Origin of the sequence: Streptomyces sp. NPDC059564 (assembly GCF_042735575.1) — a bacterium.
In the GTDB taxonomy this organism is placed as follows: Bacteria; Actinomycetota; Actinomycetes; order Streptomycetales; family Streptomycetaceae; genus Streptomyces.
In genome coordinates, this window is the sequence record NZ_JBHWBP010000020.1 from 18,710 (window position 1) to 44,953 (window position 26,244).

Below are 26,244 nucleotides of genomic sequence, written 5' to 3' on the forward strand. Positions count from 1 at the left end.
GGAAGGCCCCGAACCGCGTTCGCGGTTCGGGGCCCGGGACCGGGGCGCGGGGGCGGCTATTGCACCCAGGGCTTCCAGGTGGTCTCGTTGCGCTCCACCCACTTCTTCGCCGCCTCCTGCGGGGACAGCTTCTCCTCGGCGATCATCAGCGACACCTCGTTCTGCTGGGCCTTGGTCCAGTGGAACTTCTTCAGGAAGCCGGCCGCCTTTCCGCCGGACTCCGCGAACCGCGTGTTCAGGTACTTCTGCAGCGGTGTGTGCGGGTAGGCGCAGGCCACCTTCTGCGGGTCGTCCGCGCAGCCCTCGGTGTACTCGGGGAGTTTCACCTCGGTCATCGGGACGCGCTCGAAGAGCCACTGCGGCTCGTACCAGTACGTCAGGAACGGCTTGTGTTCCTTGGCGAACTGCTTGATCTGGGTGATCTGGGCCGCCTCGGAGCCGGCGAAGACCACCTCGAAGTCCAGGCCCAGGTTCTTCACCAGTGCCTTGTCGTTCGTGACGTAGGACGGGGAGCCGTCCATCAGCTGGCCCTTGCCGCGGCTCTCGGGGGTGCGCAGCTGGTCGGCGTACTTGTCGAGGTTCTTCCAGTCGGTGACGTCGGGATGGGCCTCGGCGAAGTAGGTGGGGACGAACCAGCCGATGTGGCCCGTCACGCCCAGGTCCCCGCCGGGGGTGATGGTCTTCTTGCCCTCTACGTAGCGCTTCTCCTGCTCGGGGTGGCCCCAGTCCTCCAGGATCGCGTCGACGCGGCCCTGGCTGAGGGCGTCCCAGGCCGGGACCTCGTCGACCTGGACGGTGTCCACCCGGTAGCCCAGCTCGTGTTCGAGGAGGTAGGAGGCGACGGCGGTATTGGCCTGGGCGCCGACCCACGACTGGACGGAGAGGGTGACGGTCTTCGCGCCCTGTGCGGCGGCGTACGGGGAGGACTGGCGGGTCATGTCGGCGGCACCGCAGCCGGTGAGGACGGCGAGTCCGGTCGCGGCGGCGAGGACGGCCGCGCCGCGTCGGCCGCGCAGGGTGCGCCGGGGGGTTGCGTCGCGCATGTCAGGCCTCCTTCACGGGCTGGGTGACGCGGTCGAGGAGCAGGCCGAGGCAGACGATCGCGGCGCCGGCCACCAGGCCGGTGGCCAGGTCGCCCTGGGCGAGGCCGAGGACGACGTCGTAGCCGAGGGCGCCGCCGCCGACCAGGCCGCCGATGATGACGACGGCGAGGACCAGGACCACGGCCTGGTTGACGGCCAGCAGCAGCGCCGGCCGGGCCAGGGGCAGTTGGACCTGCCGGAGCAGCTGCGAGCGGGTCGCGCCGAGCGAGCGGGCGGATTCGACGACGGTCGGGTCCACCTCGCGCAGGCCCTGGACGGTGATCCGGACGACGGCCGGCAGCGCGTACACGACGGCGGCCGCGGCGGCCGGTGCGCGGCCGACGCCGAACAGCGCGACCACGGGGATGAGGTAGACGAACTGCGGCAGGGTCTGGCACACGTCGAGGACGGGCCGCAGCAGCCGCTCCGCGCGGGCGCTGCGAGCCGCTCCCACGGCGATCGCGAAGCCCAGTACGAGGGTGACCGCCACGGCGGCCAGGACCTGGGAGAGCGTGTCCAGGGAGGCTTCCCACACGCCGAGGACTCCGACGGCGCCCAGGGCGAGGACCGCGGTGAGGGCGGTGCGCCAGGTGCCCGCGAGCAGGGCGAGAGCGGCGGCCACGAGCAGGAGCAGCCACCAGGGGGCGGCCTGCAGTCCGCCGCGCAGCGGGTCGAGGATCCAGCCGGTGAAGCGGGCGGCCCAGTCGGCGGTGCCGCCGACGACGGGGACGCCGGAGTAGAGGTGGTCGGTCATCCAGGCGACGGCCGAGTTCACCGGGGCGGCGAGGGAGACGGTCCAGGACTCGGGCCACAGGGTGCTGCCGGCGATGCGCCCGGCGACGGCGGCGGCGACCGCCGCGAGGAGGGTGAGGAAGCGGCCGTACCAGCCCGAGAACACCCGGCGCAGCAGGTCCTGTTCGCCGACGGGCACGGTGGCGCCGATCCGGCGGCCCGCGGCGTCGGCGGTGCGGTCCAGCACCACGGCGAGCAGCACGATCGGGATGCCCGCGGCCAGGGCGGCGCCGACGTCCACGGAGGCGAGGGCCTGGTAGACGCGGTCGCCGAGGCCGCCCGCGCCGATCACGGAGGCGATGACGGCCATGGACAGGCCCGTCATGATGGCCTGGTTGACGCCGAGCAGGAGCTGTCGGCGCGCGAGCGGAAGGCGGGCGGTCAGCAGTCGCTGGCGCCCGGTGGCGCCGAGCGAGGCGGCGGCTTCCATGACTCCCGCGTCGGCCTCGCGCAGGCCGAGGGCGGTGAGGCGGGCCATGGGCGGGGCGGCGTAGACCACGGTCGCGAGGACGGCGGCGGGCACGCCGATGCCGAAGACCAGCACCATCGGCAGCAGGTACGCGAAGGCCGGCAGGATCTGCATGGTGTCGAGTACGGGGCGCAGGGCGCGGTCGGCGCGCGGGGAGAGCCCCGCGGCGAGGCCCAGCAGGGCGCCGAGTACGACGGAGGCGGCGACGGCGACGGCCATCAGCGCGAGGGTCTGCATGGTCGGCACCCACATGCCGAGCAGTCCGCAGGCGGCGAAGGCGGCGGCGCAGGTCAGGGCGAGCCGGATGCCGGCGAGGCGCCAGGCGACCAGGGCGGCCAGGGCGGTGACCCCGGTCCAGCCGGCGGCGAGCAGCAGCACGTACACGGCGCGGACGGACACCACGACGGCGTTGCTGATGTGACCGAAGAAGTAGAGGAACAGCGGGTGGCTGTCGCGGTGGTCGATGATCCAGTCGCCGGCGCGGCCGAGCGGGCCGGACAGGTCGACGGCCAGGGCCGCGGGCCAGCTGCCGGCGCCCGGGAAGGCCACGGCGAGCGGGATCAGCAGGGCGACGGCGACGCCCATCGGGAGGAGGACTCCGCGACGCCCGGCGCGGCCGGGCAGGGTTCTGCGGGGGCGGTCCTGCTGCGCGGACGCGGTACGCGAGTGACGCGGGCCGGCGGGCCGTTCGGCGGACTGCGGGGCTTCCGAAGGGGCGGCGGCGCGGGCGTCGGTCGCGGTGGGGGTCGGGGTCGCGGTCATGCGCACCACCTCCGGGCATCGGGGACGGGGACCGCGCAACGGGCGGGGCGGGTCATGCCGCCACCCCCGGTCCGGTGGCGGCCGGGAGCCCGGCGACGACGGCGAGCAGCCCCGCGTCGTCCACGACGCCCAGGCAGCGGCCGTGGTCGACCACGCGGGCCGGGCCGCCGCTGCGGGCGACGGCCTGGATGGCCTCGACCACGGTGGTGGCGGGGCCCAGTGCGGGTCCCTGGTCGGCCTCGCCGGCGGTGGCGGGGCGCATCGCGGTGCGGACGGTGAGCACCTGTTCGCGGGGGACGTCGCGGACGAAGTCCCGTACGTAGTCGTCGGCGGGCGAGCCGACGATCTCCTCGGGCGTGCCGAGCTGCACGATGCGGCCGTCGCGCATCAGCGCGATCCGGTCGCCCAGGCGCAGGGCCTCGGCGAGGTCGTGGGTGATGAAGACCATGGTGCGGCCCTCTTCGTGGTGGAGCCGGGCGACCTCCTCCTGCATCTCGCGGCGGATGAGGGGGTCGAGCGCGCTGAACGGCTCGTCGAACAGGAGCACTTCGGGGTCGGCGGCGAGGGCCCGGGCCAGGCCGACGCGCTGCTGCTGGCCGCCGGAGAGCTGGCCGGGGCGGCGCTCCTCGAGTCCTTCGAGGCCGACCTTGGCGACGAGTTCGGCGGCCTTGTCCCGGCGGTCGCCGCGGCCGACGCCCTGGATCTCCAGTCCGTACGCCACGTTGTCGAGGACGGTGCGGTGCGGGAGCAGGCCGAAGTGCTGGAAGACCATGGCGGCGCGGTGGCGGCGCAGGGCGCGCAGCCGGGTGGCGTCCATGGCGAGGACGTCCTCGCCGTCGATGGCGAGGCTTCCGGCGGTGGGTTCGATGAGCCTGGTGAGGCAGCGTACGAGGGTGGACTTGCCGGAGCCGGACAGGCCCATCACGACGAAGACCTCGCCCTTGCGGACGTCGAAGGTGACGTCCCGGACGGCGGCCGTGCAGCCGGTGCGCTCGCGCAGTTCGGCGGCGGACAGGTCGGCGTCGGCGGAGCCGGGGACCTTGGCGGCCGCCTTCTCGGGGCCGAAGACCTTCCACAGGCCGTCCACGGCGAAGACGGGGGGCGCGGCGGGGGTGCTCTTCACGGCGGGGGTCGTGTTCACCGGGTACCGCCTTCGCGGGCCAGCAGTTCGGCTGCCTTTTCGCCGACCATGAGCACTCCGATCATCGGGTTGACCGCGGGCATCGTGGGGAAGACGGAGGCGTCCGCGATGCGGATGCCTTCGAGCCCGCGGATCTTCAGGTCCGGGTCCACGACGGCGCCGGGGTCGTCGGCGGCGCCCATCCGGCAGGTGCCGGCCGGGTGGTAGACGGTGTGCGCGACGGAGCGGGCGTAGGCGCTCAGCTCTTCGTCGCCGGTGATCTCCGGGCCGGGGCACACTTCCCGCTTGAGCCAGCCGGCGAGCGGCTGGGTCGCGGCGATCTCGCGGGCGAGCTTGATGCCGTCCACCAGGGTCCGGCCGTCGTAGTCGTCCTCGTCCGTGAAGTAGCGGAAGTCCAGGGCCGGTTTCACCTCGGGGTCCGCGCTGGTCAGGTAGAGGCGGCCGCGGCTGCGGGGCTTGGGGATGTTGGGGGTCATCGACACGCCGTGCGCGGGCCGTTCGTAGCCGATGCGCTCGGGGTTGTCGGTGAAGGGGACCTGGTAGAAGTGGAACATCAGGTCGGGTCCCGCGGATTCGGGGTCGCGCCGGACGAACAGCCCCGCGTCGCTGTCCATCGCGGAGTTCTCCGGTATCGGGCCGTCGGTCTCCCAGACGATCACCGACTCGGGGTGGTCGAGCAGGTTCTCCCCCACGCCGGGCAGGTCGTGCACCGGGGGGATGCCGAGGGCTTCCAGGTCCGCGCGCGGGCCGATGCCCGAGTGCAGCAGCAGCCGGGGGGTGTCCACCGCGCCGGCGCACACCAGTACCTCGCGGCGGGCGGTGACCAGGGACTCCGTACCGTCCGAGGCGCGTACGTGGACCCCGCGCGCCCGGGTGCCGTCGAGTTCCAGGCGGTGGGCCCAGGTCTCCAGGAGGATCGTGAGGTTGGGGCGCTCGTCCATGACGGGGTGGAGGTAAGCCACGGACGCCGAGGAGCGCTTGTTGTCCTCGGGGTGGTAGGCGAGGTCGAAGAAGCCGGCGCCCTCGTGGAAGGGCTTGCGGTTGAAGCCCTCGACGCGCGGGACGCCCAGGGCGCTCTGCGCGGAGTCGACGAAGTCGCGCGCGATGGCGTTGCGGTCCTTCTCGTCCACCGGGACGATGTTGTTGAGGAGCCGGTCGAAGTAGGGGTCCATGGCGGCCGCGTGCCAGCCCTCGGCTCCCGCCCGCGCCCACTCGTCCCAGTCGGACGGGAGCGGCTTGAAGGCGATGAGGGTGTTGTGCGAGGAGCAGCCGCCGAGGACGCGGGCGCGGCTGTGGCGGATGTGCGAGTTGCCGCGGGGCTGCTCGGTGGTGGGGTAGTCGTAGTCGAGCTCGCCGCCGAGCAGGCCCATCCAGCGGCGCAGGGTGAGGACTTCGGGGCGGTCGACGTCGCTGGGGCCGCCCTCGATGACGGCGACGGTGACGTCCGGGTCCTCGGTGAGGCGGGAGGCGATCACCGAGCCGGCGGTGCCGCCGCCGACGACGACGTAGTCGTACTGCTGCTCCGTGGGGGTGGGGGTGGGGCTGTGCGTGGGGGTGGTCATGCTCTGTTCCTCCTTCAGCCCGCGAACCAGCGCACGGGGCGCGGGGCGAGGTTCTGGTACACGTGCTTGGACTCGCGGTACTCGGCCAGTCCCGACGGGCCCAGTTCGCGTCCGATGCCGGACTTTCCGAAGCCGCCCCACTCCGCCTGCGGGAGGTAGGGGTGGAAGTCGTTGATCCAGACGGTGCCGTGGCGCAGCCGGCCGGCCACGCGGCGGCCGCGGCCCGGGTCGGAGGTCCACACCGCACCGGCGAGCCCGTACTCGGTGTCGTTGGCGAGCGCGACGGCCTCGGCCTCGGTACGGAAGGTCTCGACGGTCAGGACCGGCCCGAAGACCTCCTCCCGTACGACGCGCATCCCGCGGTGGCAGCGGTCCAGGACGGTCGGCCGGTAGAAGTAGCCTGGCCCGTCGGGGCGTTCGCCGCCGGAGCGGAGTACGGCTCCCTCGGCGAGGGCGGAGGCCACGTACTCCTCGGTGCGTTCGCGCTGGGCGGCGGACACCAGGGGCCCGCACTCCACGCCCGGGTCGGTGCCGCGGCCGAGGCGGATCCGGTCGGCCCGGCGGGCGAGTTCGGCGACGAAGCGCTCGGCGACGCTCTCCTCGACGATGAGCCGGGAGCCGGCGGAGCAGACCTGGCCGCTGTGCATGAAGGCGGCGTTGAGGGCCTGGTCGACGGCGGTGTCGAAGCCCTCCTCGGTGGCGCAGGCGTCGGCGAAGACGACGTTCGGGTTCTTGCCGCCGAGTTCGAGGGCGACCTTCTTGACGGAGTCGGCGGCCGCGCGCATCACCTTCGTACCGCTGGTGAGACCGCCGGTGAAGGAGACGAGGTCGACGTCGGGGTGGGCGGCGAGGCGCGCGCCGACGGGGTCGCCGGGGCCGGTGACCAGGTTCGCGACGCCGGCCGGCAGTCCCGCTTCCGCCAGCAGGCCGATGAGGGCGACCGTGGACAGCGGGGTGATCTCGCTGGGCTTGAGCACGAAGGTGTTGCCCGCGGCGAGGGCGGGGGCGATCTTCCAGGAGGCCTGGAGGAGGGGGTAGTTCCACGGGGTGATCAGGGCGCAGACCCCGACGGGCTCGTGGACGACGACGCTGTGGACGTCGGGGGTGCCGGCGTCGATCACGCGGCCCGCGCTCTCTCCGGCGACGAGGTCGGCGAAGTAGCGGAAGGCGTCGGCGACGCAGTCCACGTCGACGCGGCCCTCTTCGAGGGTCTTGCCCGCGTCGCGGCTCTCCAGCAGCCCGAGCCGTTCGCGGTCGCGGTGGAGCAGGTCGGCGGTGCGGCGCAGCAGGGCGGCCCGCTCCAGGACGGGGGTCTGGGGCCACTCCCCGCCGTCGAAGGCCGCGCGGGCGGCACTGACGGCCGCGTCGGTGTCCGCGGTGCCGCCCTCGGCGACGACGGCGAGGACCGTGGCGTCCGCCGGGTCGAGGACCTCTCGGGTGGCTCCTGATACCGCGGAACGCCAGGTCCCGGCGATGTGGATGGTCGTCTGCTCGGACACGACGCGCTGTACCTCCGATTCCGGCACCGCGGACTCCCCGCGGTGGTGCTGCTCGTGCCCGCTTGCCCGGTCCCGAGGAAGCCATGTCCCATCCGTCACGGGAAGTGACGGGAGTCACTCCCCGTCGCGACGGGGAAGTGGGGGGCAGATTGGGACATACGGGATGCCCAGCCGGCCCGTCACAGGGCGCAGGCGGCGCTCCACCACGCCCGGAGCCCGCTCAAACGGCAGGTCGAGCCGTTTGAGCGGCCATGTCGTCGGCGTTGAGGGTGCGCGGGACCGGAGCGGTCTCGCCGTCGGCGATCAGCGCGGTGAGTCACCGCTCGTCAGCAGTCGGCCGGCACGCTGACGGCCGCTCGCGCGCAGCACGCCGGAGTGCGTCCGCCGGAAGTTCTCGATGCGTGGCCGGGCCGGATGGGGCCGCTGTCACACCGCGGCGCCACCCGGCGGGGCGGAGGGGATTCAGAGGTAGGGGCTCCAGCGGCCGAATCGGGCCATCAGCTTGCGTGCGGCGGCCTCGTCCAGTCCGAGCGCGGCCGCGGCCTGCCCCGTGCTCAGGTCATGGCGAGTGCCCCGCGCCGCCCAGTAGCCGACCCGCCCCGCGGTGACCTCCAGCCGGCGGGCCGCCCGTACGGCCGCGACCGGGGACGTCCGGGTCAGCTGGTCGATCTCCTGCTCCAGCCGCTCCAGCAGGTGCGTGACCGACTCCGGCAGGCGGACCGTCGTCGCCTCGATCCGGGCGGTGTGCCCGTCCCAGTCCCGCTCGCACGCGTCCGCCTCGGCCTCACCGCCCTCCTCCAGGTCCTCCTCGCCGATCGCCTCCCAGTCGAGTCGGTGTTCGGGCCCGGCCCAGCCGCAGGAGCACACCGCGCGCAGCGCGGACGCCCGGGGTACGTGGGCGAAGTGGCCGTCGTAGACGCTCCATTGCGACACCGACTGCCCGCCCGGGCCGGAGCCGGTATCGAAATACGCCGGTCCGGGAACGCTCCCGTCGGCCAGCAACACGCCGACCGCACCCTCGTGCGAGGAGCCGAACTCCTCCGTCGTCCACGTCTCCCGCTCGCCCACGACACCCCTCCAACTCCCCGCCACCCGTACGGGCCGGCCCCGGCCGGGGCCGCCGCAGTACGACGATGCCGCAGCCGGAACAACAGCCGTGCCCGAATTCACGAATGAGCGGATCTGACCGTTTCCGGTCCGGCCGACCGCCCGCATGCGCCCACTGTCGTCCGGACAGTCCAGGACCCGACCCGACCCGGAACGGGCCCGGGGCGTCCGTCGGCGACGGAACCGCACGGCGGATCTCGGCGTCCATTCGAGCATCCACAAGATCACGAACGCTGACGGAGGCTTCGCCCATGGCTGGAACCGCTGCCCGCTACCTCTACCTCGCCCGGCACGGCGAGGCCTCAGCGGACGAGAGCGAGCTGACGGACAACGGCCGCCGGCAGGCCGTACTGCTCGGTGCGCGACTTCGGCGCAGCCCGCTCTCGGCCATCCACCACGGCCCGCTCCCGCGAGCGGCGCAGACCGCCCACCTGATCGGCGACCAGCTCGACGGCGTTCCCTTGCGGACGTCGGAACTTGCCGGGGACTACATCCCCTACCTGCCGCAGAGGGAAGAGCTGCCTTCGGAATCGGCCGGTGCCATGCTCGGCCACCTGGCCCAGTTCCCGGCCGAGGAGCGTGAATGCGGCCCGGAGTTGGCGAAACAGGCTCTCGCACGGTTCGCCGGACCAGTCGATGGTGACGAGCCACGGCACGAGTTGGTCGTCACCCACAACTTCCTCATCGGCTGGCTCGTCCGGGCCGCCCTCGACGCGCCGAAGTGGCGTTGGATGGGCCTCAACCATGCCAACGCCGCGCTGACCGTCATCCGCTACGCGCCCGGCCGGCCCGCGTCCGTGCTCTTCTACAACGACACGGGGCACCTCCCCGCAGAGCTCCGCTGGACCGGCTTCCCCACCGACCTCCACGTCTGAGGCCCGCCTGGCCGATGGGCAACCGGGCGCCGCATCTGGCCGCGACCCAGGTGGGCCGGTATAGGCTGCGGCCCCGACCACCCCCAAGGAGTGCACCCTCCGTGCCTGAGGACCTGGCCCCTCCCCTCCCCGGAACGCTCCACCACGTCGAGATCTGGGTCCCCGACCTGGACCGCGCCGTCGCCGACTGGCAGTGGTTCCTCGAAGATCTCGGCTACACCCTCCACCAGAGCTGGGAGCACGGCCGCAGCTGGAAACTGGGCCCCACCTACCTCGTCTTCGAGCAGTCCCCCGCCCTCACCGCCCACCGGCACGACCGCTGCGCGCCGGGCCTGAACCACCTCGCCTTCCACATCGACAGCCCCGCCCGGGTCGACGTGCTGACCGCGAAGGCCCTCGCGAACGGCTGGACGCTCCTGTTCCCCGACCGCCACCCCCACGCCGGCGGAACCCACCAGCACGCCGCCTACCTCGAATCCCGCGACGGCTTCGAAATCGAACTCGTCGCCGCCATCACCGCGTAGCCGGAGGACGTCCTCGATGTCCTCGACGGCTCCACCGGTTCACGATGGCCCGCTATTTCGACACCCACTGGTTCATGGACTACCGGGAAAGCAGCTGACGGAACCCCGCTGCCAACAGCTCGCGTACGACTGCCTATCAGTCTCTGACCAGGCAGAAAGGGTGCCCGGCCGGATCGATGAGAACCCGCCAGATGTCCTCGTTCGGCTGGTGATCCGGCTTGCTCGCACCCAGTTCCAGCAGGCGGTTCTCGGCTTCGTCCAGGTCGTCGACGGCGAAGTCGAGGTGGAACTGCTGAGGAACGGTTTGGTCGGGCCAGCGGGGAGCCCGGTAGTCGTCGACCCGTTGGAAGCCGATGAAGAGTCCGTCCTCACAGTTGAGACCGGCGAAGTCGGCGTCGGATTTCGGGTGAGGTTCGTGGCCGGTGGCCTGCTGGTAGAACGCCGCCAGAGCCGGCGGATCAGGGCAGTCGAGTGTGATCGCGCGCAGCTTCATCCGCAGGGGCATGGCATCTCCGGGTCGATCGAGGGCTCTTCGTACACCCTAGAGGCGGAACGCGGCGCCCCCGGCCCAGGCGTGTCCCGCGGCGTCGAGGGCTTCTGCGAGGGCATCGACGAGCGGGTCGGTGACGGCCGGCGGCCTGGCGGTGGCGACGCGGCTCGGCGGGTGGCCGACCGCCTCTACGAGCAGCACGGCCGCTCTGCGGCACCTGCCCACAGCCGGGCAGGTGTCTGACGGCTCGTGCGCCGGGGTGTGGTTCTGTGGCCGCTCCGCGCAGGAGCTCCTGCCGGTTCGAACGCCGCCGCCGTCCGGCGGGTTCGTCACCAGCGCATCAGCATCACCGCGGCACTCGCTCCGCTGGCCAGGCCGAAGAGCGCCACGGTGTCGCCGGGGGCCAGGCGGCGGAGGCGGACGGCGTGGGCGAGCTGGAGGGGCAACGTCGCGGCGGCGGCGTTCCCGATGTGCGGGAACGTGGGGATGACCTGCGCGGGGTCGATGCGCATGCGGGCACAGAAGGTGTCGACGAAGGGCACCGACGGCTGGTGGACGCAGACGAGGCCGAGTGCGCGGACGTCGACCTCCTGTTCCTTGAGCCACTGCGCCGCCTGGGCGTCCAGATCGATGAAGGAGCCCAGGAGCGCCTCGGAATCCACGTGGAGGCCCTGCGGGTGGTCGGGCGCGTGGTGGGCGTCGTAGAGGGTGGCGGCGGGCCAGCCCGCGGAGTTGGCCAGGAACACCGAGTCGGTGATGCCCGGGACGGGTGAGGCCTCCACCAGGAGGGCTGCGCCCACGTCGGCGCCGGTCAGGGAGGTCAGTCCCGTGCGGAGGTGCTCGCGGGTCAGCTCCCAGCGGGAGAGGCGGGTGAGGGTTTCCCCGCAGGTGATCAGGACGCGGCGGTGCCGGCCCGTACGGATCAGGGCGTCGGCGACCTGAAGGGCGTTGACGACTCCGTTGCACGCGTTGCCGATGTCGAAGGCGGGGCAGGACAGGCCCGTCTTCGCCGCGACGATGTGGGCGTTGGCGGGCTCACGGACGTCGGCGCTGACGGCCGCGAAGAGCAGCAGGTCGATGTCGGACGCGTCCAGACGTGCGGTGTGCAGGAGTCGCGCGGCGGCACGGGCGGCGAGATCGGACGGCAGGTCGCCGGGGTCGGCGACGGTGCGTTCGTGGAGACCGAAGGTGCGTCGCAGCAAGCCGGGCGGGACTTTGAGGGACGGGCTGTGGCGGCGTAAGCGTTGTTCGATCTCGGTGGCGCTCTGGCGCCGGGTGGGTAAGTGGACCGAGGCGTGGGTGATACGGCTGTACGGGTTCACGCGCGCTCCTTCGCACGCCCGGAGGGCTCGCCGAGCCGGGGCCCCGGTGGCGTGCCAGTCGGCGCGGGGGTGCTGGTGCGGGGCAGGCCGGTGGCGGCGTGCTTGAGACGGTCGGTCCATGCCAGCGGCAGCAGGGTGTGGAGCGGGACGAGGAGGCGGGCGTCGCGCCCGACGACGTAGCGGGGGCGCGGCCGGCGGGCCGTCAGGCACGCCTCCACCGTGCGCGCCACCGGTTCGGGTCCCGGCACGCGGCGGTCCACGGAGGCGAACAGGCGTGTCGTGGCGCCGTATCCGGGGTTTCCGGGGTCGCCGACGGTGTCGAGGTCGGTCAGGGCGCGGCCGAGCATGGGTGTGGCGAACGCGCCGGGTTCCACGAGGCAGACGCGGACACCGAGGTGAGCGGCCTCCACGCGCAGGCAGTGGGTGAGGGCCGACAGGGCGTGCTTGCCCGCGCTGTACCAGGCGCCCATCGGCCAGGGGACACGGCCCAGGCCCGAGGAGATGTTCACGATCCGGCCGCCGCCGCGGGCGGCCATGCCCGGCAGGACCAGTCGGCACAGCCGGGCCGGGCCCAGCAGGTTCACCTCCAGCAGGTGGCGGGCCCGTGCGTCGTCGACGTCGGCGAGGGCGCCCGCCTGCGGGATGCCCGCGTTGTTCACCAGCGCCCACGGGCCGCCACCGGTCATCTCGGCGGCCTCCTCCAGCGCTTCGCGGCAGGACTGCTCGCACGCGACGTCCAGCTGTACGGTCCGCAGGGCCAGGCCGAGCCCGGCGGCGTCCGCTTCCAGTGCCCGCGCCTTCTCCCGGTCGCGCGCTCCGGCGATCACGTCCCAGCCCGCGCCCGCGAGGCGGAACACGATCACCCGGCCGATCCCGCCGGTCGCTCCGGTCACCACCACGCTCCGCCCGCACCCGCCCGATGGCACGACCACCACGCCCCCACACCCTTCCCAGCCGGACAGCTGTGCCGCGGCCGACCGGCCGCGCCCCTTGCGAGGACAACGACAGGTACCCATCAAGGTTGCGACCCCGGCGCCGGGCCCACTCGGCACACCACCCGGCCCGCGGATGTACCGCTCGCGGTGGCCGGAACCGGTACTGAACTCGGCCGGATCCGGCGCACGTACGGCTGTCGCGGGCGCGGCGGGCGGGGCTACCGTTGCGGCACGGCGCGGGGGCGGCGAAGGGGGAACGTCATGCTGGACGAGGCGATGGCCGCGCTGGCGGCGTCGGTGGGGTCGAGCGTCGTGCAGGCCGCCGGGACGGACGCCTGGCTGGTGTTCCGGAACCGGCTGGCCCGGCTGCTCGGCCGCGGGAACCGGCAGCAGGAGACCGCCCAGCTGGAACGCCTGGACCGGAGCGCGGCCGAACTGGCGGCGGCCGGGCAGGACGGCGACGGGCCGGAAGGCGACAGGGGCGAGCAGCGTACGCGGCACGGTGCGGCCTGGCGGACCCGTACGGAGGACCTGCTGGAGCAGCTGGAACCGGACGAGCGGGCGGCGGTCGCGGCGGAGCTCCGCGCGCTGCTCGACGAGGTCGCGCCGGCAGTGCGCCCGAGCGCCGGGGGTGTCACACGGAACGTGTTCCACGGCCCGGCGGCGGTCCAGACCGGGGACGGCAACGTCCAGCTGAACCGGTTCGACTCCCGCCCGTGACCGGGGCCGGGCCCACCGGGGACGACGGTCAGCGCGATGACGACCGCCGCGGGGACGCCTTCCACGGCCCGGCCGGAGTACAGCGCGGCAGCGGGAACCTCCAGGTCAACTTCCACGAACACCGCACGGGCATCCTCTCGGCCTGCGCGGTCGTCCTGGTGTGCGTGGCCACCGTGATCGCCGTACGGGTGGGCGGCGACCGGGGCACGAGGGGCGATGGCCCGCCCGCCGGGCCCCAGATCACGAACAGGGCCACGGCACCGGCACCGGGCACGGCCGGCGCGGATCCGTCGGTGCTCACCGGGCGGCTGGTCAACGATGGCAGCGGGCTGTGTCTGCGGGCGCCCGGCACGGGGGACGGCCTCGTGCCGGTGCAGGACACCTGCACCGGCGCCGCCGACCGGACCTGGACCCTGACCCAGGACGGCGGCGCCGCCCGCACGCTGCGCAACGCGCACAGCGGCCGATGCCTGGCCGTGACGGGCCTGGAGAACCTCGCCCCCGCCCGGCAGCTCGCCTGCACCGCCCAGGACGACGGGCAGCGCTGGGAACCGCAGTGGGGCACCGGCGACCGAGCCGGGCATTTCGCGCTGCGCAACGCCCGCAATGCCAAGTGCCTGGTGGCGCAGGGCCGAGAGGTGGCCCGGCCCGCGGCGCAGACGTCCTGCGGCGAGGAGTACGACGACCAGTGGTGGCACCTCGCCCCGTAACGGCCTCGCGGATGGCTGGCGTTCCGGACCCGGTGGACCGCCCGAGCGGACATGCGCCCGCTTGCCGCGCCCAAGCGACTACGCTCCGTGATCGAATACGGTGACGAGGCGACCGAGTACGCACCGTGAGCGGTCGAGAGAAGGGGGCCGGCCTGCAGACGGGCGCCCCGATCCCGGCCACGGGCGGCCGCCTCCCGGCATCCCCGCTCGGCCGACGGCCTGAACGGCGGCGCGGCCCGGTCCGCCGAACAGCCCGGCGACGGGAAGTGCGCCACCGTCGGCGCTACGCTCGGAGCAGGCCGCGAAAGGGGTGGTGCGCATGTGCCGCTGGCTCGCCTACTCGGGCACGCCCATGGTCCTCGACGCCGTGCTCTACCGCGCTGAGCACTCACTGATCAACCAGAGCCTCCACGCCCGGATGGGCGTCGAGTCGACCAACGGGGACGGCTTCGGCATCGGCTGGTACAGCACGGACGGCGACGGGACGCCCGCGGTCTTCCGCGACATCGGGCCGGCCTGGAGCGACCGCAACCTGCGCGAACTCGCCGCGCACGTCCGTTCCCCCCTGTTCTTCGCCCACGTACGCGCCTCCACCGGTTCGGCGATCCAGCAGACCAACTGCCACCCGTTCCGCCACGGTCGCTGGCTCTGGATGCACAACGGGGCCATCGCCGACTTCCCCCGGCTGCAGCGCGACCTCTGCATGGCGGTCGACCCGGCGCTCTTCCCGTGCATCGAGGGGTCCACGGACTCAGAGGTGATGTTCTACCTGGCGGTCACCTACGGCCTCGACCAGGACGTCCCCGGCGCGGTGGCCCGTATGGCGGGCCTCGTGGAGCACCTCGGCAAGGAGCACGGTGTGCCGGAGCCGCTGCAGATGACGGTGGCGGTGAGCAACGGCGAGCGCGTATGGGCCTTCCGCTACTCCAGCCAGGGGAAGTCCCGGTCCCTCTTCTACAGCAGCCGGGCCGAGACCGTACGCCATCTCCACCCGGAGGTGTCCTACCTCAGCGAGATCTCCGACGAGACCCGCATCGTGGTCTCCGAGCCCCTGGGAGACCTGCACGGCGTGTGGAACGAACTGCCCGAATCCAGCTACGCGGTGATCCCGTCCGGCCCGGACGCGGACTACCTCCCGTTCTTCCCCGAATTCCCGTGACGGTTTCGGACCGCCGGGGCCACCGTCGCCGGGTGGTCGTGCGTCGGCCGCATCGGCAGTCCGGGCCGGCGGACCCGGAATCAGCTGCCGTGGGACGGGTACCCGTTGACGTTCGCCGGGTGGCCGGCCTGGATGAACTCCTCGTTCCACGCGTACGCCATGACCGGGAAGCCCAGGGAATGCAGGACCACCCGGGCGGTCTTCACCGAAGGTTCCACACCGGTGACCTGCTTGATGAGTGCGCCGACGTAGAAGAGGCCGCCACCGACGAGCGCGTACCACGAGTAGGGCAGTGGCGTGGCGCTGTGGGCGGGGACGAGACGCTCGGCCGCTGCCTCGATCTCCTCACGGCTGACGTGGTGGGTGTCGCCGCCGAAGGTGAAGGCCTCGGGGGTTGATTTGATGGTCACTCAACGTCCTCTGCTCGGGTTCGCCGGGCCCCGTCATGACGGGAGAAATGGTATCGCCGCGCGTAGGGCGTGCCGCACCGTCCTCGCTCGCCCGCGGTTGGCGTCCCCGCCCATCCGCGTTCCGTTCTTGCGGCAGTGCCCCATCACAGAACACGCAGACGAAGTCCTCCTCCCGCACGATGTTGAGCTGGCTACAGGCAAGGCAGCGCCGGAACACCACCTCGTGGGTGAAGCCGGACGGGTGCCCGATCCCGGCTGCCGCCAGAGCGTCCGCCGCGCGATCGCGGAGCTGTTCGCGATGTTCACCGGGGCGGACGTCATCAAGGCCGTCCGCTGGCGGTATGGGCCGGCTACTCCTCGGGCTCCCAGGCGATCAGCTGCTCGAACACCTGCTGGTCGCCCTCGATCTTCAGGTCGCTGAGCGTGAGGCGGCCCCAGACGAAGAGGAGCAGCTGCTCGGCCGTGCCCGTGGCCGAAGCGGAGGCGGGCGCGGCGTCGTCCGTGAGTGGTGCGGGCCAGGCGCCGGTGCCGTCCAACGCGAGGAGCCAGGAGCGGCCCTCGGTGGCGTGGTAGTGGATGGTGGCGGCCTCGTGCGGCCAGGCCGCCGGGGTGGAGTTGCAGGTGTCGAGAAACTCGGCCACGCCGTCGATCGCGATGTCCGCCGGCATCGGCTGCACGGCGCCTGCGGCGAGCTGGGCGTCGTAGGTGTGCACCAGCACCTCGTGCACCCGGCGCCGGGCAACGCCCCAGGCGTTCGTCGGCGACACGCCGGCGCCCCACCACGCCCAGCACTCGCGCTCCGGGCCAGCCTCGCGCAGCGTACTCAGCAGCAGCTCGTTCGACTCGGCGTACCAGGCCAGCAGCGCCTCGAGCTCGCGCGGCACCTCCGCGGCGTTCTTGGCCGGCGGAGCCTCGGCCGGGCCCGCGGCGACGATCGCGGCCCACCAGCGCTGGCCCGTACCCAGGTGCTGCACCAGATCGAACAACGTCCACTCGGGGCAGGACGGCACCGGCGCCTCAAGGCTGGGCGCGGCGGCAACCGCACTCCGGAACGCGGCCGACCGCTCGTCGATCAGTTGCAGCAGGGCGGAAAACTCAAGACTCTCTGTCACATCACTTACCTATCAACCCAGCTCAGCCGACCGCACCCCATTTTCCAAGCCGTCAGCTGCGGAAGTTCGAGCACCTATTGGTCCAGGCCCTGTCCTCCCGAAGCTCCCGTGAAGTGAGAGGGCGGTTCCGCGAGGTTGGTCCGGTCACGACGACCGGAGGGAGCGCGGGGTGCGGCAGGACTGGGAGCCGGAGGACCTGATCGAGGTCTGGACGCTACTGGAGGAGGACCAGGAGCGGTTGCGGAACAAGTCGGGGCGAACCGGCTGGGGTTCGCTTTGTTGCTGAAGTCCTTCGAGGTGGAGGCCCGGTTCCCGGAGGATGCCGCGGGTGCAGGAACGGCGCGCTCAGACGGGGTGAGTGCGCGCTCAGCAGGCCCTCTCCCGACCGGGCCTCCACGGAGCGTGGCCGCGGTTGGCGGAGCTCCGTGGAGGCCCGGTCGGCGTTGATGGAGGCTGCCCTCGGCCTCAGGAGCGTCCTCGCGGGCTCAGACGACCGCCCCCGTCCCCCTCTCCTTCTTCCTCCGCGCCTCCAACGGGCTGTACTCGTCAGGGACTTCCTTCGCGGCGCGGCGGCCCCGTGCCGGTGGTGGTGGCGGGTTGCGGTGTTCCAGGGCGATCGCGATCGGGACCGCGGTGAAGATGGTCGAGGCGGTGCCGACCAGGACGCCCGCGATCAGCGCCACGGAGAAGTCCGCCAGCGAGTCGCCGCCCAGTACCGCCAGTGCGGTCAGGATGAACAGGGCTCCCATGCCCGTGTTCACCGTGCGCGGGAGTGTCTGGACCACCGCGTGGTTGGCCGTTTCCTCCAGGTTGCCTCGTGGGTCTCGGCGGCGCGCTTCGCGGACGCGGTCGAAGACGACCACCGTGTCGTTCACGGAGTAGCCGATCACCGTGAGCAGCGCCGCCAGGAAGACGCTGTCCACCGGCCTGCCCAGCCAGGCGAACAGGCCCACCACGAGGAGGACGTCGTGGACCATCGCAGAGACTGCCGCTGCCGCCAGGGTCCAGCGGAACCGCACGCTGAGGTAGATCAGTTGGGCGGCCACCGCGATGCCCAGGGCCAGGAGCGCCTTCTGGCGCAGTTCGCTGCCGAGGCTCGGGCCGATCTGTTCGTCACGCTCCACCGTGACGGTTCCGCCGGGCTTCTCCAAGGCCGCCTTGACGCGCTGCTGTTCGTCGTCGGTGAGCTTCTCCGTGCGTACGGTGATGTCGCCTTCGCCGGACTCCTGCACCACCGCGCGCGGGAACCCCGCGTCGGACACGGCGCTGCGGGCCGTGTCCGCGTCGACGGACCTGCTGGTGCTGTACTCGACGAGGCGGCCGCCGGTGAACTCCACGCCGAAGTCCAGGCCGCGGATGAAGATTCCCGCGACGGCCACCGCCACCAGGAGTGCGCTCGCGCCGAGCCAGCGGCGACGGTGGCGGACCAGGTTCGGGTTGCGGCGGGACAGCCATGTGCGGACTCGGCCCGTCGAGGCGATGCCCGTCAGACCGGGGCGCTTGCGTACGAAGCTGCGGGCGACGGCGAAGTCCGCGAGCGCGCGGGTGATCACGAGCGCCGTGAGCATCGATGCCAGGACACCGATGCACAGGGTGACCCCGAAGCCCTTGACCGGGCCCGTGGCGAAGAAGAACAGCAATCCGGCGGCGAGCAGCGTCGTCACGTTCGAGTCGATCACCGCGCTCCATGCCTTCGCGAAACCGGTCTTCACCGGCTTCGCCAAGTCCTTGGAACGGACGCCCAGATACTCCTCCCTGGCCCGTTCGAAGACCAGGACGTTCGCGTCCACCGCCATGCCGATCGCCAGGACGAACCCGGCGAGCCCCGGCAGCGTGAGCGTCGCGCCGAGCGCCACCAGAGCGGCGTACGAGATGAGGCCGTACAGCGCGAGGGCCAAGGCGGCGAGCGCGCCAAGGAGCCGGTAGACGACGGTGATGAACAGTGCGGTCAGGGCGATGCCGATGAGCGCGGCCTTGGCGCTCGCCTCGATCGCGTCGGCGCCGAGCGTCGGGCCGACCGTGCGCTGCTCCAGGACGTCGAGGGGCACCGGCAGCGCGCCGCCCTTCACGAGCGCCGCCAGGTCGCGCGCCTCGGCCCGGCCGAAGTTGCCGCTGATCTGCGTGGAGCCGCCGGTGATACCGGTCCCGCACACCACGTCCGCGTTGACGCCGGGCGCCGAGATGATCTTGTTGTCGAGGGTGATGACGACGCGGCGTTCCGGAGCGCCCTGAGGCGCGCAGGCCGCGTCCGAGGTGATCTTCGCCCAGGTGCCGCCCGCGCCCTTGCGGAAGTCGAGGGAGACCATCCAGCCGTTGAGCGACTGCTGGTCCAGGACCGCCTCGGCGTCCTTGATCCCCTCGCCGGTGAGGGCGGTGGGGCCCAGCTTCAGGTGGTTGCCCGGCTGGTCCGGGTCGGGCAGGGTGCGCGATCCGTCGGCCTCGGGCTTCGCGGAGCCCTTGTCGGCCGTCGTCCCCGTCACCGGGTGGACCGTGAGCTGTGCGGTGCGGCCGATGACCTCGGCGGCCTTGCGTGGGTCCTGCACTCCGGGCAGTTCGACGATGATCCGTTTCTCGCCGGAACGGGCGATGCCGGGTTCGGAGACGCCGAGGGCGTCGACGCGCTGTCTGAGGACCTCCAGAGCGCGGTCGGTGGATGCGGCGTCGGCCTTGACGGTGGGTGAGTCCCGGGTCTCCAGGACGATCTGGGTGCCGCCGCGCAGATCGAGGCCGAGGCGGGCGGATTGGGTGAAGGCGATGTAGAGGGACAGCGCGACGGCCGCCAGCGCGACGATCGCTCTCCACAAGGATGGGCGGGACAAGGGTGCGCGAGACATGCGTACTCCACGATGAGGGCAGGACGGAGGGACGCGTGACCGGCCCCGCGCGGTGTGCGCCGGGTCAGAAGGGTCAGGCGTCGATGACGGTCTGCGTGCTCATCGGTGGGGCGGGCCGCGCGGGGCGGCGGACTCGGCCGGCCTGCGCGGCGGCGCGAGTGCGGTGGCGGGGCCCGTGTCGGGCCCGCCCAGGGGGCGGCGCGGGGCCGTGTCGACGGCCGTACGCGCGGGGCCCGCAGGCTGCGGGCCCGGGACGTGGGCGTCAGGTCGGTGCGTGACCGCGACAGGCAGCGCCGGGACGTCGTCCGGTCCTGCCCCTTGTCCGGCGTGCCCCGCCACCGTGTGGTGGGCGAGCGGCCTGTCGGCGGGCATGGGCATGCCCTGCGCCCCGGCCACCGGGACGAACAGCGCGAGGACGGTGACGACGAGGGTCAGCGCGGACGCGGCCAGGCGCGCGGAGCGGCTCTGTTGCGGCACACGTCCCCCCATCGCTTCGGTGCTCGTCGGGTGCGCACGGCGTGGCCCCGCCCTGCTCAACGTATGGGGCGCCCCGGTCCGTTCCGTGTTCCTCGGCAGTTCTTCGGAAGCCGAAGAACTGCGGCAACAGCGCGAAACCCAGCCGGTTCGCCGCCCCCGACTTGCTCCGAAGCCGCTCCTGGTCCTCCTCCAACAGCGTCCAGACCTCGATCAAGTCCTCCGGCTCCCACTCCTGCCGCACTCCGCGCTCCCTCCGGTCTTCGTGACCGGACCAACGCCGCCGAGCGGCTCCTCAAGAATCCGGAAAGATCGAAAACCCGGACGAGCCCACCACGGATTTGCTACGGAGAGCTACTTGTCACTTCGTGGCAGCTTCGGGAGGACAGGGCCGTCCAGTGGGAGCGGCTGCCGCAGGAGCGCGGCTTCGGGTCCGGGTCCGGGATGACGTGCCGGCACCGGCTGCGGGACTGGCACGAGGCCGGGGTGTGGGACCGGCTGCACCAGGTGCTGCCGACCGAGCTGCACCGTGCCGGGAAGCTGGACTAGTCCTGGGCGGTGATCGACGGCTCCCGCCCCCAGGCCCGTCGGGGCGGCCCAAAACCGGGCCGAGCCCGGTCGACCGTGCCCGGCCCGGCTCGAAGCACCACGTCATCACCGACGCAGGCGGCACCCCGCTCGCCATCACCCTGACCGGTGGCAACCGCCACGACATCACTCAGCTGCTGCCCCTGCTCGACGCGATCCCCCGGATCCGCGGAGTGATCGGTCGCCCCCGTCACCGGTCGCGGCAGTTGTTCGCCGACCGGGGCTACGACTTCGACAAGTACCGTCGGCCTCGTGGCCGCTACCTGACCGAAGGCAATGGCCCGGATCTGGACCTGGTTCGCCCGTCGGCTCCAGGCGGAGGGCGCATCGGCGACAGCCGAATCAGAGGGCACCTCTCCTATCCGGCGGGAAGAACCCAGTCGATCGGCTCCTTGAGCGCCTCGGGGGCGTACACGATGCGCGCCGGCCGCTTGTCACCCGGCACGGGGTAGGGGATCTTTCCGCGGACGCAGTCGCCCTGCTTGACCGCCACACCGTCGGTCGGGAACTCCGGCTTGGGCAGGTCGCCACCGTCGAGACCGGTGACTTTGATGCGGGTTCCGTCCTCGTAGGCGAGTGACCAGGGGAACTGACTGACCGTGAAGGTCTTGGCCGCCGTGTTGCAGACCTTGACCTCGGCGGTGGCCCAGACATCCCCGCCGAGTGTCTTCCTGTCGGGCGGCTGGGGGCCTTCGACGGGCTGGGTGTAGGCGAGGGCCACCGCGGTGAGCGTGCCGCCGGCGTCGGTGATCTCCGCGACCTCACCGACGGGGAACCGCGTCCTGGCCTGCGTTGGCGAGGGCGCGGGCGAGCTGCGGACCGCCGTGGACTCGGCGGCGTCCGGTGTGGCCCTGCCCTTGGAAACGACCGAGGCGCCTGACGCGCTGCACGCGGTGAGCAGGGCAAGGACGAACATCGCGCTCATGGATGCCGTCATGGTGGTGCTGTGGCGCATTGTCCCCCCGGAGTGTGCGTGCTCAAGGGGCCAGCATGACGGATCCCCGGCGACGAGCCGCAGCCTTCGGTCAAGTTTCGCCGCAGCCTCCGGCGATGTTCCGTGGGGACAGGGGCGTCGAGTAGCGGTTCAGTCGACGTAGGTGAAGGTCAGGGGGTTCGTGAGGCGGCCGGAGGGGGTCGCGGCCACGACGGTCACCTGGGCTGCCGAGGGCCATGCCGGGGCCGTGGCGACGACGGTGGTGTCGCTGATGACGACCGTGTCGGTCGCGGGCAGGCCGATGAAGCAGCCCCTGTCGTCCAGGACGCCGAACAGGACTCGGTTGTAGGGGGTGAGGCCGGTACCCGTCAGGGTCACCGTGAATCCTCCGCTGCGCGGGCCGGTGTCAGGGGTGAGGAAGACGACCTCACCCGCCGGATCGGCGAACCCGGGCGCGGGCGGACAGGTGGCCGGCCCCGGGCAGGTCGTGTGGTCGGCGGCCGGGTCGGCGATGGGAGCGGCCGATGCCGAAGCCCCGGACGGGAGCAGTGCCGGGGCGACGGCCAGCGTCGCCACGGCGAAGAGCACCGTGGCGGCGCGGAGGAGCATGCACCTCATGACGAATACCTTCCGGCAGAGCAGGAGCGTTCGCTCGCACCCATGACACCCGGCTTGCCGGCACGGGCCACGCGTGCCAGCCCATCATGGGCGGGTGCGGAATCACGCGCAGGTGGTGTGCGGCCACTCGGCCCAATCCGTCGTCCGGTCCGCCGAGGTGACGTGCCGGGCACAGCGGTGCGGAACTGCCCGCTTCAATCCCTGCCTTCGGGGAGGGGAGCGTGGGAAAACCTCGTACGCTGCGGGCGTTGGGAAAGTCGTGGAAGGGGGACCCACATGTCCTTGCAAAAGGGTGCCAATGTACCGGTCAGCAGTACCAAGGTCCGGGTCGAGCTGGGATGGCAAGGGGGTCCCGGGGCCCCTGACGTGGACGTGTCGGCTCTGTTGCTGACGGCGGCCGGCAAGGTGCGGTCGGATGACGACTTCGTGTTCTACAACCAGCCTGTGCATGGCAGTGGTGCGGTGCGTCACGAGGGCAGGCGTCAGGACGGCGGGGGCGTGCTCGAAACGATCACCGTGACGCTGTCCGGCGTGGAGCAGGAGGTCGGGACCGTGGTGGTCGCGGCGTCCACCGACGGCACGTTCGGGCAGGTGTCCGGCCTGTTCGTACGCGTGCTGGACGCGGGGAGCGGCGCCGAGGTGGCGCGGTTCGACGCCACGGGTGCCACGTCGGAGACGGCGTTCGTGCTCGGGGAGCTGTACCGGCGGAACGGCGCCTGGAAGTTCCGGGCGGTGGGCCAGGGGTACGCCTCCGGCCTGGCGGGGCTCGCCACCGATTTCGGCATCACGGTCGACGAGCCCGCCGCCACGCCTCCCCCCGCGGTGCAGCAGGTGGCGACTCCGCCGAAGCCCCCCGCGCCCGCCCCGACGGTGCGGCTGTCGAAGATCACGTTGACCAAGGCGGCGCCCGCGGTGTCGCTGACCAAGCAGGGGGCCACCTCGGGGGCCATGCGGGTCAATCTCTCGTGGAGCGCCGCCGCCCCGCCGCGCGGCTGGATGAAGAAGGGGAAGGACGCCGTCCGGCTGGAGGACGTCGATCTGGACCTCTCCTGCCTGTGGGAGCTGCGGGACGGATCGACGGGGATCGTCCACCCCATCGACAACGACTTCGGCTCGTTCGACCAGCCGCCGTACGTCCGGCTGGACCAGGACGACCGGACCGGCGCGAGCGAGTCGGGTGAGAACCTCTTCATCAATCTCGATCACGCGGCCGAGATCAAGCGGCTCCTGGTGTTCGTGGTCATCTACGACGGGGCGACCAGCTTCGCGGGGCTGCACGGGGTCGCCACGCTGTATCCGCCCACCGGTCCGCCGATCGAGATGCGTCTGGACGAGTGCACCGTTCAGTCGCCGGTCGCCGCCATCGCGCTGATCGAGAACGTGAACGGGGAACTGATCGTCCGGCGTGAGGCGAAGTACCTCGTCCTGGCGCCGGGCATCTTCAAGCAGCAGGCCGCGGACATCGAATACGGGTGGGGGATGAGCTGGCACGCCGCCAGCAAGGACTGACCGACCCCGCCGCGCGGTCATGCGCGTACGAACTCCAGGACCCTGATGCCGAGTTCCACGGCCTCGTCCGGTTCGCGCACGCAGCGCTGGAGGTCGATGAAGCAGCCGTCGGCGCCGGTGTCCCGGATCCCGGCGAGGACCGTCCCGATCTCCTCGTACGATGCGCCCGGCTCGGCGTTGAAGCGGATGTTCCGCCGCAGGACATCGGGGTCGCGGCCGGCCTCCTCGGCGGCCTGCCGGGCGACGCCCCAGAGCCCGGTGAGGGTCTCGCGGGGCAGTACGGCTCCGACCCAGCCGTCCGCCCGGCGGCCCACGCGGCGCATCGCGGCGGGCGAGAAGCCGCCCAAGTAGACGGGAGGATGCGGCTGTTGGGCCGGTCGGAGGCCCACGTGGGAGCGCGGGATGCGCCAGTGCGGACCCTGGTGCTCGAACTCCTCCTGTGTCCACATGCCCTGGACGATGTCGAGGATCTCGTCGAGCCGCTCCCCGCGTCGGCTGAAGTCGGCGTTGACCGCGGTGTATTCGTCGCGCATCCAGCCGATGCCGAACCCGACGTCCAGCCGGCCGCCGCTCACCAGGTCCAGCGAGGTGAGGCTGCGTGCCAGCAACAGGGGCGGGTACCAAGGCGCGTTGAGGGTGCTCATACCGAGCCGGGCCCGGGTGGTCGCGGTGGCGGCGACCGTGAGGACCGTGAGCGGGTCGAGGAAGGTCCGGTACTCCGGCGGGTACGGGTTCTCCCGCGTGTAGCCCGGGTAGATGTCGCTGGGCTCGACGGGGGTCAGCGAGCGGTCCCCCACCCAGAGCGAGTCGAACCCGGCGCTCTCCGCGTCGCGCGCGAAGCCGGCGATGCGGGCGGGCTGCGCGTGGGTGCCGTACTGGGGCAGTGCGATGCCAATGTCCATGGCCCCATCGTGGCCGCGGGGTGGCCGCGGGGTCCAAGGGCGCCACGGGTGACACCTGACACAGGCGGTGGGGGGCGGGCTGGGCCGTGCGGGTGAAGAGTTCCGACGGTTCGCCGTAACACGCCGTTGGTCAGGTGAATGCCGGTCGGAAGGGCCTCACAAGCGGTGTGATCCTGGTTCGACGTTCCGTCATCGACCTTGGAGTGACATGCGTATTCGAACTGCGATCGCCGCCACCGTTCTGGCCGCGGCCGGCATCCTCGGCGCCGGCGGTGCCGCCGTCGCCGACGCCAACGCCGAGGGCCTCGCCGTCGGCTCCCCCGGCATCCTCTCCGGCAACGTCGTCCAGGTGCCCATCCACATTCCGATCAACGTGTGCGGCAACACCGTCAACATCATCGGCCTGCTCAACCCGGCCGCCGCCAACACCTGCATCAACACCTGACCCCGGCGCGGCCGGATGTGACCACGGGTCCCGCCCGGGGCGCGCACGCCTCGCGTCCGCGCCCCGGGCGGGAACGGTTACGGGCGGCGGCCCCACGCCGAGATCATCGGGGCGGTGGCCAGGTCGAGGCGGCCGGTGGCGACGTTCGCCAGATGCCGGTCGATCCCCTCGTCCGCGGCCAGTCCTTCCGCCACCAGACGGCCGCGGATCTGCCGCACCGTCGCGGCCTCCGGGACGGCACACGCCGGCGAGGCGACCGGGAAGTACCCGTCGGCCTGTACGTCGTCCAGGCCCGCCTCTCGTAGCAGCCCGGGCAGGGTTCTCCCGTACGCGAGGTCCGCGCCCCGTGCCGCCATCAGGGCGCGGAAGCCGGATCGCAAGCGGCTGGCGAGCCGCTGTTCGGGGCCCGACTCGTCCGGACGCGACAACGGCTGCAACCCCGGGTCGGCGTCCTCCAGGAGCAGCCGGCCGCCGGGGCGCGGCGCCCGGACCATCCGGCGCAGTGCCTCGGCACGGTCGGTGACGTGCACCAGCACCAGTCGGGCGTGGACGAGGTCGAAGCCGCCGGGAGGCGGCGGATCGGCCGCCACGTCGTGGCGCAGCACCTCGATCACGTCCCCGGCGATGTCCCGGGTCCAGGACACGTCGATGTCGGTGGCGATCACCTTTCCCTCGGGGCCCACCCGCTCGGCCGACTACGCTGAGTACGCGGTCGTTGCCTCCCTGGACAACGACAGCTCTCGGGAGACCCCGGGGTCCGTGTGTCCGGTACGTACAGGAGGACGGCGATGAGCGAAGCCCACATCAAGATCCACGCCGAGACCGGCGGAGGCTTGTCCCTGGTCCGGCCCGGCGGAGAACCGCTGCCGGAGGTGATCGAGGGACGGCTCGAATCCGGCTCGGGCCTGCGTCCGCACGTGGAGGACGTACGCATCCTCTCCGACGACGCCGCCGGGGAGGTCACCGTGAAGCTGGCCCACGAGCCGTCCTTGCTGCGGACCCTCGGGGGTGACGTCAAGGCGCTGCCGCTCGGTGTGACGCTGAACGGCCGGGCACTGTCCCTCAGTACGGTCGTCTTCACCGCCGCCGAACTCTTCGCGGACTCCTCCGCCCCCGGCGCGTCGGCCGTCCTGCCGCTGGAGATCAGCCAGGCGCGGCCCGGCGATCCCGGCGAAGGCCTCTACGAAGCCATCGTCTCCATCGTGATCAAGCAGCACACCGCCTGATCCGTACGGCCGCGCGCGGTGCGCGGCCGTCGTGGCCGCGCAC

Annotated in this window: 25 protein-coding genes and 2 pseudogenes; 9 read left to right on the forward strand and 18 right to left on the reverse strand. The window is 72.3% G+C overall.

What is annotated here, in order from left to right; all coding sequences use genetic code 11:
* Positions 1–56: 56 nt before the first annotated feature.
* The 6 genes from ACFV0Q_RS06640 to ACFV0Q_RS06665 form a co-directional block, all read right to left on the reverse strand.
* Entirely contained in the window at positions 57–1,043 is a 987-nt protein-coding gene (locus tag ACFV0Q_RS06640) for an ABC transporter substrate-binding protein (protein ID WP_385001443.1), read from the reverse strand.
* Between the two features lies 1 nt (position 1,044).
* Positions 1,045–2,928, reverse strand: coding sequence for an ABC transporter permease subunit (locus tag ACFV0Q_RS06645; protein ID WP_385001512.1), 1,884 nt, complete (start codon positions 2,926–2,928; stop codon positions 1,045–1,047).
* A gap of 229 nt (positions 2,929–3,157) precedes the next feature.
* Complete coding sequence (locus ACFV0Q_RS06650) at positions 3,158–4,246, reverse strand: glycine betaine/L-proline ABC transporter ATP-binding protein (RefSeq protein ID WP_385001445.1); 1,089 nt, start codon at positions 4,244–4,246, stop codon at positions 3,158–3,160.
* Positions 4,243–5,808: a GMC family oxidoreductase gene (locus ACFV0Q_RS06655; RefSeq protein WP_385001448.1), complete on the reverse strand. Its 1,566-nt coding sequence runs from the start codon at positions 5,806–5,808 to the stop codon at positions 4,243–4,245. Before ACFV0Q_RS06655 ends, ACFV0Q_RS06650 begins: the two co-directional genes overlap by 4 nt.
* A 14-nt stretch (positions 5,809–5,822) precedes the next feature.
* A complete protein-coding gene (locus ACFV0Q_RS06660; RefSeq protein ID WP_385001450.1) occupies positions 5,823–7,307 on the reverse strand; it encodes an aldehyde dehydrogenase family protein in 1,485 nt (494 codons plus the stop codon).
* Positions 7,308–7,769: 462 nt separating this feature from the next.
* On the reverse strand, positions 7,770–8,375 hold the full coding sequence (locus ACFV0Q_RS06665) for a hypothetical protein (protein ID WP_385001453.1): 606 nt from the start codon (positions 8,373–8,375) through the stop codon (positions 7,770–7,772).
* Between the two features lie 290 nt (positions 8,376–8,665).
* Here ACFV0Q_RS06665 and ACFV0Q_RS06670 point away from each other — a divergent pair, with 290 nt between their 5' ends.
* Together ACFV0Q_RS06670 and ACFV0Q_RS06675 are read left to right on the forward strand one after the other, a co-directional pair.
* Entirely contained in the window at positions 8,666–9,289 is a 624-nt protein-coding gene (locus tag ACFV0Q_RS06670) for a histidine phosphatase family protein (protein ID WP_385001456.1), read from the forward strand.
* Between the two features lie 101 nt (positions 9,290–9,390).
* Entirely contained in the window at positions 9,391–9,813 is a 423-nt protein-coding gene (locus tag ACFV0Q_RS06675; protein ID WP_385001459.1) for a VOC family protein, read from the forward strand.
* 136 nt (positions 9,814–9,949) lie between these two features.
* On the opposite strand, the gene ACFV0Q_RS06680 is transcribed toward ACFV0Q_RS06675, so the two are convergent.
* The 4 genes from ACFV0Q_RS06680 to ACFV0Q_RS06695 all read right to left on the reverse strand — a co-directional run bounded on the left by ACFV0Q_RS06680 (position 9,950) and on the right by ACFV0Q_RS06695 (position 12,518).
* On the reverse strand, positions 9,950–10,318 hold the full coding sequence (locus tag ACFV0Q_RS06680; RefSeq protein WP_385001462.1) for a VOC family protein: 369 nt from the start codon (positions 10,316–10,318) through the stop codon (positions 9,950–9,952).
* Between the two features lie 36 nt (positions 10,319–10,354).
* Positions 10,355–10,504 (reverse strand): hypothetical protein, encoded by a 150-nt coding sequence (locus ACFV0Q_RS06685; protein ID WP_385001465.1) that lies wholly within the window; start codon positions 10,502–10,504, stop codon positions 10,355–10,357.
* Between the two features lie 128 nt (positions 10,505–10,632).
* Positions 10,633–11,505, reverse strand: a complete 873-nt coding sequence (locus ACFV0Q_RS06690; protein WP_385001467.1) for a 3-oxoacyl-ACP synthase III family protein — start codon at positions 11,503–11,505, stop codon at positions 10,633–10,635.
* Positions 11,506–11,621: 116 nt separating this feature from the next.
* Entirely contained in the window at positions 11,622–12,518 is an 897-nt protein-coding gene (locus ACFV0Q_RS06695) for an SDR family oxidoreductase (protein WP_385001470.1), read from the reverse strand.
* Positions 12,519–12,821: 303 nt separating this feature from the next.
* Between ACFV0Q_RS06695 and ACFV0Q_RS06700 the strand changes: the two genes are divergently transcribed.
* From ACFV0Q_RS06700 to ACFV0Q_RS06710, 3 genes are all read left to right on the forward strand, one after another.
* The gene (locus ACFV0Q_RS06700; RefSeq protein ID WP_385001473.1) at positions 12,822–13,280 is read left to right on the forward strand and encodes a hypothetical protein; all 459 of its coding nucleotides are present in this window, start codon (positions 12,822–12,824) and stop codon (positions 13,278–13,280) included.
* Positions 13,277–13,990: an RICIN domain-containing protein gene (locus ACFV0Q_RS06705; RefSeq protein WP_385001476.1), complete on the forward strand. Its 714-nt coding sequence runs from the start codon at positions 13,277–13,279 to the stop codon at positions 13,988–13,990. The genes ACFV0Q_RS06700 and ACFV0Q_RS06705 overlap by 4 nt, the downstream gene beginning before the upstream one ends.
* A gap of 319 nt (positions 13,991–14,309) precedes the next feature.
* Entirely contained in the window at positions 14,310–15,149 is an 840-nt protein-coding gene (locus tag ACFV0Q_RS06710) for a class II glutamine amidotransferase (RefSeq protein WP_385001479.1), read from the forward strand.
* Positions 15,150–15,229: 80 nt separating this feature from the next.
* Here the strand turns inward: ACFV0Q_RS06710 and ACFV0Q_RS06715 are convergent, their stop codons facing one another.
* The 4 genes from ACFV0Q_RS06715 to ACFV0Q_RS06730 form a co-directional block, all read right to left on the reverse strand.
* Entirely contained in the window at positions 15,230–15,559 is a 330-nt protein-coding gene (locus tag ACFV0Q_RS06715) for a hypothetical protein (RefSeq protein ID WP_385001482.1), read from the reverse strand.
* Positions 15,560–15,909: 350 nt separating this feature from the next.
* Positions 15,910–16,671 carry a maleylpyruvate isomerase family mycothiol-dependent enzyme gene (locus tag ACFV0Q_RS06720; RefSeq protein WP_385001485.1) on the reverse strand — a complete coding sequence of 254 codons (762 nt, stop codon included), beginning with the start codon at positions 16,669–16,671 and terminating at the stop codon, positions 15,910–15,912.
* Positions 16,672–17,156: 485 nt separating this feature from the next.
* Complete coding sequence (gene secD, locus ACFV0Q_RS06725; protein WP_385001488.1) at positions 17,157–19,505, reverse strand: protein translocase subunit SecD; 2,349 nt, start codon at positions 19,503–19,505, stop codon at positions 17,157–17,159.
* A 99-nt stretch (positions 19,506–19,604) separates the two neighbouring features.
* Positions 19,605–19,982 (reverse strand): hypothetical protein, encoded by a 378-nt coding sequence (locus ACFV0Q_RS06730; RefSeq protein WP_385001491.1) that lies wholly within the window; start codon positions 19,980–19,982, stop codon positions 19,605–19,607.
* A gap of 390 nt (positions 19,983–20,372) precedes the next feature.
* Between ACFV0Q_RS06730 and ACFV0Q_RS06735 the strand changes: the two are divergent.
* A pseudogene (locus ACFV0Q_RS06735) lies at positions 20,373–20,815 on the forward strand (IS5 family transposase); the annotation flags it as partial.
* A gap of 110 nt (positions 20,816–20,925) precedes the next feature.
* Here ACFV0Q_RS06735 and ACFV0Q_RS06740 read toward each other — a convergent pair.
* Both ACFV0Q_RS06740 and ACFV0Q_RS06745 read right to left on the reverse strand, forming a co-directional pair.
* Positions 20,926–21,504: a DUF4352 domain-containing protein gene (locus ACFV0Q_RS06740; protein WP_385001494.1), complete on the reverse strand. Its 579-nt coding sequence runs from the start codon at positions 21,502–21,504 to the stop codon at positions 20,926–20,928.
* A 147-nt stretch (positions 21,505–21,651) separates the two neighbouring features.
* Complete coding sequence (locus ACFV0Q_RS06745; RefSeq protein WP_385001497.1) at positions 21,652–22,119, reverse strand: IPT/TIG domain-containing protein; 468 nt, start codon at positions 22,117–22,119, stop codon at positions 21,652–21,654.
* Positions 22,120–22,395: 276 nt separating this feature from the next.
* Between ACFV0Q_RS06745 and ACFV0Q_RS06750 the strand changes: the two genes are divergently transcribed.
* Complete coding sequence (locus ACFV0Q_RS06750; protein WP_385001500.1) at positions 22,396–23,628, forward strand: TerD family protein; 1,233 nt, start codon at positions 22,396–22,398, stop codon at positions 23,626–23,628.
* A gap of 17 nt (positions 23,629–23,645) precedes the next feature.
* Here ACFV0Q_RS06750 and ACFV0Q_RS06755 read toward each other — a convergent pair whose 3' ends face one another.
* The gene (locus ACFV0Q_RS06755; protein ID WP_385001503.1) at positions 23,646–24,530 is read right to left on the reverse strand and encodes a TIGR03619 family F420-dependent LLM class oxidoreductase; all 885 of its coding nucleotides are present in this window, start codon (positions 24,528–24,530) and stop codon (positions 23,646–23,648) included.
* A gap of 208 nt (positions 24,531–24,738) precedes the next feature.
* Between ACFV0Q_RS06755 and ACFV0Q_RS06760 the strand changes: the two genes are divergently transcribed.
* Positions 24,739–24,975 carry a chaplin gene (locus tag ACFV0Q_RS06760; RefSeq protein WP_385001506.1) on the forward strand — a complete coding sequence of 79 codons (237 nt, stop codon included), beginning with the start codon at positions 24,739–24,741 and terminating at the stop codon, positions 24,973–24,975.
* Positions 24,976–25,052: 77 nt separating this feature from the next.
* Here ACFV0Q_RS06760 and ACFV0Q_RS06765 read toward each other — a convergent pair.
* Positions 25,053–25,667 (reverse strand): annotated as a pseudogene (locus tag ACFV0Q_RS06765) (methyltransferase domain-containing protein); the annotation flags it as partial.
* Between the two features lie 96 nt (positions 25,668–25,763).
* On the opposite strand from ACFV0Q_RS06765, the gene ACFV0Q_RS06770 reads away from it, so the two are divergent.
* Positions 25,764–26,201, forward strand: a complete 438-nt coding sequence (locus ACFV0Q_RS06770) for a CS1 type fimbrial major subunit (RefSeq protein WP_385001509.1) — start codon at positions 25,764–25,766, stop codon at positions 26,199–26,201.
* Positions 26,202–26,244 lie beyond the last annotated feature (43 nt).